This is a genomic window from Paenibacillus sp. 1-18 (assembly GCF_000520755.1).
In the GTDB taxonomy this organism is placed as follows: domain Bacteria; phylum Bacillota; class Bacilli; order Paenibacillales; family Paenibacillaceae; genus Paenibacillus; species Paenibacillus brasilensis.
The window spans coordinates 1-4,940 of record NZ_ASSB01000141.1; the positions used below are offsets into that span (position 1 = coordinate 1).

The following is a 4,940-nucleotide window of genomic DNA, read 5'->3' on the forward strand; positions in this document are numbered from 1 at the left end:
TTTCACTCACGGGGCCATCATGCCTGGAACCCAGCGTTTCGACCACCTGAAGAGGTTGCCCATTTGGGGCTCGCAAAGCGACATGAAGTTTAATGCCTGCACGCTCCCTGTGATAAGGGGCCCAGGGAGTCGTGTTTTTCCCACGGTTATGGTGGTCGAGTCGATGAGGAGTAATTCTTTGGGAAACGTAAGTTTTCGGCGTGTTTCTCGGCTACACTTGTGAATGACTCGATGAAAAAGCTCCTTAAATATAGCAAAGGGGACTTCGGCTGCTTTGGTGGAAAAACACGAATAATGAACCACAGGTAAGCCACTGTGAGCGGCATGATCCACACCGGAACGATAACTGTCCCATTGTTCTAAGGCAGCTACACACCAGTATTGAAGTAAGTGGGTTACCGTGAATTTACGGGCTTTGTCTTCATAGTCTGTTTCCTTGGCAACGCTTTGCACTTCTTCCGGTGTCAAAATAGATTGAAGGATCGTGATAGACTTTTTTTCTACCATTTAGTGGTTAATCAACAGGCGTGTTGTGACAGCTTCATACTGGTTGTACCAGCTGCTTCAAACAGAATAGCTAGACACAAATATACCCATTCGATCCCAATCACCCCACTATTCATAACGCCATTCGATTAGACTCTAGGTAAATTATACAATAAAATAAACATTGACACAACAATTTTGTTTATTATTATAATGAATTGAAAATATTGTGATATTAATCACCATTGCTTCTATAAATAGAATATAAACACAAAATTGAGAGAATTAGGATTATTTCCAGTATGATAGCAGCCTGAGGGCATACCGTGGAAGGGTCTTAGTTTCACCGCGGATGGGCGTCTGTTTCAGATCACGGACAAACATAACAACGGATTCAGTTTATGTATAGCAGAGATGCATCTGGTGTACCGTTATTGACGACTGTTCGGGATGCTGTTGGGAACGCAATTCAGATTCATTATTCTTCAACCGATATTACCCTAAGTAAGGGAAATGAACGTGTAGTAATATCACAAGCACCAAGAGCAAAATGTAGGCTTGCTGGATAGTGTGACAGATACCAAGGGACGTAGAACCTCCTATTCGTATTTGTTAGCCCATGCTGGCTTAACTTGCTATTCTTCGACGCATCGCGCGGAATATCCAATCCATATGCGTTATATAGCTATGATATTTGGGGGGGATATAGCTTCTTCGCTGGAGAAGGTATACAATCTATTCCGTTACTCGGGTGAGCTACGGGATGATACAACGGAACTGCAATACCTGCGAGCAAATGGGATGATCCCGCAAACGGTAGGTTTATTAATGAGGATACGTATGAAGGGGATATTAAGAATCCGCTGAGTTTAAATTTGTACATTTACGTGAGTAATAATCCGTTGATTTATGTGGATCCAACAAGATGTACACAAGAAATCGGAGGCTCTGAATTTGATACTAGTAGAATGAATATCCTCTCAAACGCACTGAGTGGACACCGTTTTTCCTTGATGCGGACTCAAAGCAGCTTTCCGTAGAAAAGCCAGAATCAACAGCACAACTCTGTTATGAAGGGGATAAAGACCGTAAATCTGTTTCATGGGCTAAACCTTACATGATAAAGACATTTGACAAGGGTGAAATCTCTGCAAAAAGAGTGATGTTTGAAACGGCTCCTTTTGACAATGAAACAGAGATACTGGGTCCAATCAAACTTCATTTATGGGCTTCATCGTCAACTGATGACATGGATATCTTTGTATCCTTGCGTAATATTAATCCACAAGGTAAAGAGGTGGTCAATTCAGGGCCACTAACCGAGAACTTTCCAATCAGCCAGGGGTGGCTACGTGCCTCTTTGCGTAAGTTGGATGAAGAGCTATCTACTGAATATAAGCCATACTACGCCTTTGATGAGGTTCAGAAACTAATTCCTGGAAAAGTCTATCCTTTAGATATAGAAATATGGGATAGTTCAGTTGTTCTATCTAAAGGACATCGTCTTCTTTTAGAAATAGGGAGCCAAAATCAGAGTGGGTGTGCATTATTAATGCAAACATCAGATGATAGAAACTGGGATGCAGATACAACCATTTATACAGGCGGAAAATATGCGTCTTACTTGCTGCTTCCAGTTATTCCTTAAGACCTTTCAGGTTACAGAAAATTATTAGAGTAGGAGTGTATTAAAATGCAAGAAAAAAGAAAGAGATCTGCCGAACAGCCTATGGCAAGGATGGTAGGGCACGGTGTAGACTATGCAAATATGTGTAAAAGGCTAGAGGCAGGTGAAGACTATGTAATTGTGTGTGAAGAAATCGGAGATAGGGCACAGGCGTATGCGGAGAAAGAATTGGCAAAGGGGCATAATCAAACTGCAAGTATCTTTTTATTAAATGCATCTGCAATATATAGAGTAGGAGAATATGGACTCGTAAATATTACTGAGGAGAAATTGAGACTGTATAGAAAAATGGTTGATTGCTTTAACAAAGGAATTCGTCTAAGTCATAGATTGAAATCAGAAAGAATTGAGCTGCCCTATAAGGACTCGAAATTAAATGGATGGTTACTCATTCCAAATGATGCACTAAAGGATGTCCCAGTTGTTCTTATTATTGCAGGCTGGACAGGTTTTAAGGAAGAAATGTATTCAGCGTATGCCATACATTTGATTGAAAGAGGCATGCAGTGTGTATAGTGGATGGTCCTGGTCAGGGTGAGAATCTATACTTCGATCACTGCTATCAAGAAATTAAAATGGAGAAAGCGTATAGAGTTGTTCTTGAATTCCTTAAGAATTATCCGAATGTAGGCGATAAAATTGGTGTTTTGGGATCAAGCTTCGGGGGATATCTGTGCGTAAGATCAGCGGCTTATAATGCTGACCTAACTTTTGTTTGTGTTTCCAAAGGCGGTTCCTATCATCCTCTTGAAATCACTAATAAAATTCCTTATTATCGTGATAAGATTTTGGTGAGATGGGGTAAGGATAAAAGTGAACGATGCTGCCCAATAATCGAAACCGCAGAGTAGTCATTTTTCAAAATTATACGGTTCCAGCATACATATACGTTTCAGAAGTTTAAGCAAACAATAGGCTTAGTACAATGATGTAACGCATTAGAAAACGCAAAAGTAACGAAAAGGTACAGGAACTCTGGCTATGAGCTAGGGTTTCTTTTTCATTTAGAGAGGAGCAACAAGATTGCTATTAATTTTACAAGCAATAATCATGGAAATATTACGATTTATTACTGTAGTTGGTGTGTTTTTCACCTGGATGTGGATTGGAAATCAAATTCGTAAACGTAGAAGCGTTAATTCCGTACATAAAAAACGCAAGAAATAATGAGAAAGCTGTAGATTATGTAGCAACGAGTATTCAGAGTTATGGATTTAAAAATCCGATTCTGATTGACAGTAATCATGAAATCATAGCAGGACATACTCGTTTGTTAGCAGCTAAGAAGCTTGGACTAAAGGAAGTTCCAACGATACTGGTGGATGATTTAACTCCTGAACAGGTCAAAGCCTTCAGAATCGCAGACAATAAAACGGCTGAGTATGCGGATTGGAATTTTGAATTGTTAGCGCAGGAACTAGAAGAATTAAAACTGGCTGATTATGATCTTTCTCTAACTGGATTTGATATGAGCGAGTGTGAGAAGTTGTTAGATATATTGCATGAAAATACAGCCGATGATGAGGATGATTTTAATGTAGAAGAAGCATTACCTGAACATCCGGTCACTCATAAAGGTGATATTTGGCTACTTGGGAAGCATAGGCTAATCTGAGGTGACTCGACTAATCCGAAAGATATCGCAACATTGATGGACGGTAAGAAGGCGCAGCTTATTGTAACCGATCCACCTTATAATGTGGACTATACAGGTAAAACGAAGGATGTTTTGAAAATTGAGAACGATAAGATGGACAATCACCAGTTTTATGATTCCCTATTGGCTGCCTATACTCAAATGTTTGATGTAGCTGATGATGGAGCAAGTATTTATGTGTTCCACGCCGATAGTGAGGGCTTGAACTTTAGAAAGGCATTTATCGAAGCTGGATTCAAACTGTCTCAATGTTGTATATGGGCAAAGCAAGCAATGGTAATGGGACATGCCGATTATCACTGGATGCACGAACCCGTATTATATGGTTGGAAGCCGATAGGTGGACACTACTGGAACAGTGATCGTAAGCAAACGACATTATGGCAATTTGATCGTCCTTTCCGCAATAAGTATCATCCCACGATGAAGCCGATTCCTTTGATTAGCTATCCGATTAAAAACTCAAGTAAACTTGGTGATATCGTATTTGATCCATTTGGTGGCTCAGGTTCAACATTGATTGCTTGTGAGGAAACGGATCGGATTTGCTATACCAGTGAACTTGATCCCAAATATGTAGACGTGATTGTGAAGCGGTATATTGCCCACGTTGGTAGCGATAGCAATGTATATTTGATTCGGGAAGGTAAGCAATATAGTTATCAAGAAGTAGTTGCTGAGCCAGAATTAGAGAATTCGTAGTTAACCTTTTCTCAATAAAAGTGTAGATATAAATACAATTGCAGCGAACAAGGAGACACTGAAACTAACTATGGCATAAGTTTTTCGATTTGCTTTAAATTCGGAGATGCCAGAAAATAAAAACATGAGGCTGAGAAAAAGCTGTGTAAGTGATGGCGAAAATCGATTGTTACCAGGATAAGCAAGAGACAAAAGGGATGTGATTATAACAATAGCAGCACATGAAAATTTAAGAATTTGATATATATTCATTTTTTTGATCATAGGTCTGCTCCCCTTTCCCATTTAGTTTATTATACGGTGAAATCCTATTATACAGTATTATGCAACTATTTAGTTAGAAATGGTAAGGAATATGTTTTTCAAGAAGCCGTTGCTGAGTCGGCAAGGCCAGAGGTATCATGTGCT

General features: G+C 39.6%; 4 protein-coding genes and 2 pseudogenes. 5 read left to right on the forward strand and 1 reads right to left on the reverse strand.

Annotated features, from left to right (window positions below; genetic code table 11):
- The first annotated feature begins 1,044 nt into the window (after positions 1 to 1,044).
- From L693_RS29880 to L693_RS32400, 5 genes and pseudogenes are all read left to right on the forward strand, one after another.
- Positions 1,045 to 1,353: a hypothetical protein gene (locus tag L693_RS29880; RefSeq protein ID WP_197029863.1), complete on the forward strand. Its 309-nt coding sequence runs from the start codon at positions 1,045 to 1,047 to the stop codon at positions 1,351 to 1,353.
- A gap of 163 nt (positions 1,354 to 1,516) precedes the next feature.
- Positions 1,517 to 2,134 (forward strand): annotated as a pseudogene (locus L693_RS0109600) (CocE/NonD family hydrolase C-terminal non-catalytic domain-containing protein); the annotation flags it as partial.
- A gap of 45 nt (positions 2,135 to 2,179) precedes the next feature.
- Positions 2,180 to 2,689, forward strand: a complete 510-nt coding sequence (locus L693_RS0109605) for an alpha/beta hydrolase (protein ID WP_025717082.1) — start codon at positions 2,180 to 2,182, stop codon at positions 2,687 to 2,689.
- Positions 2,680 to 3,024 carry an acyl-CoA thioester hydrolase/BAAT C-terminal domain-containing protein gene (locus L693_RS0109610; RefSeq protein ID WP_025717083.1) on the forward strand — a complete coding sequence of 115 codons (345 nt, stop codon included), beginning with the start codon at positions 2,680 to 2,682 and terminating at the stop codon, positions 3,022 to 3,024. Before L693_RS0109605 ends, L693_RS0109610 begins: the two co-directional genes overlap by 10 nt.
- A 254-nt stretch (positions 3,025 to 3,278) precedes the next feature.
- A pseudogene (locus tag L693_RS32400) lies at positions 3,279 to 4,532 on the forward strand (DNA modification methylase).
- On the opposite strand, the gene L693_RS31935 reads toward L693_RS32400, so the two are convergent.
- Positions 4,533 to 4,817 carry a YczI family protein gene (locus L693_RS31935; protein ID WP_331281083.1) on the reverse strand — a complete coding sequence of 95 codons (285 nt, stop codon included), beginning with the start codon at positions 4,815 to 4,817 and terminating at the stop codon, positions 4,533 to 4,535.
- Positions 4,818 to 4,940: the final 123 nt, after the last annotated feature.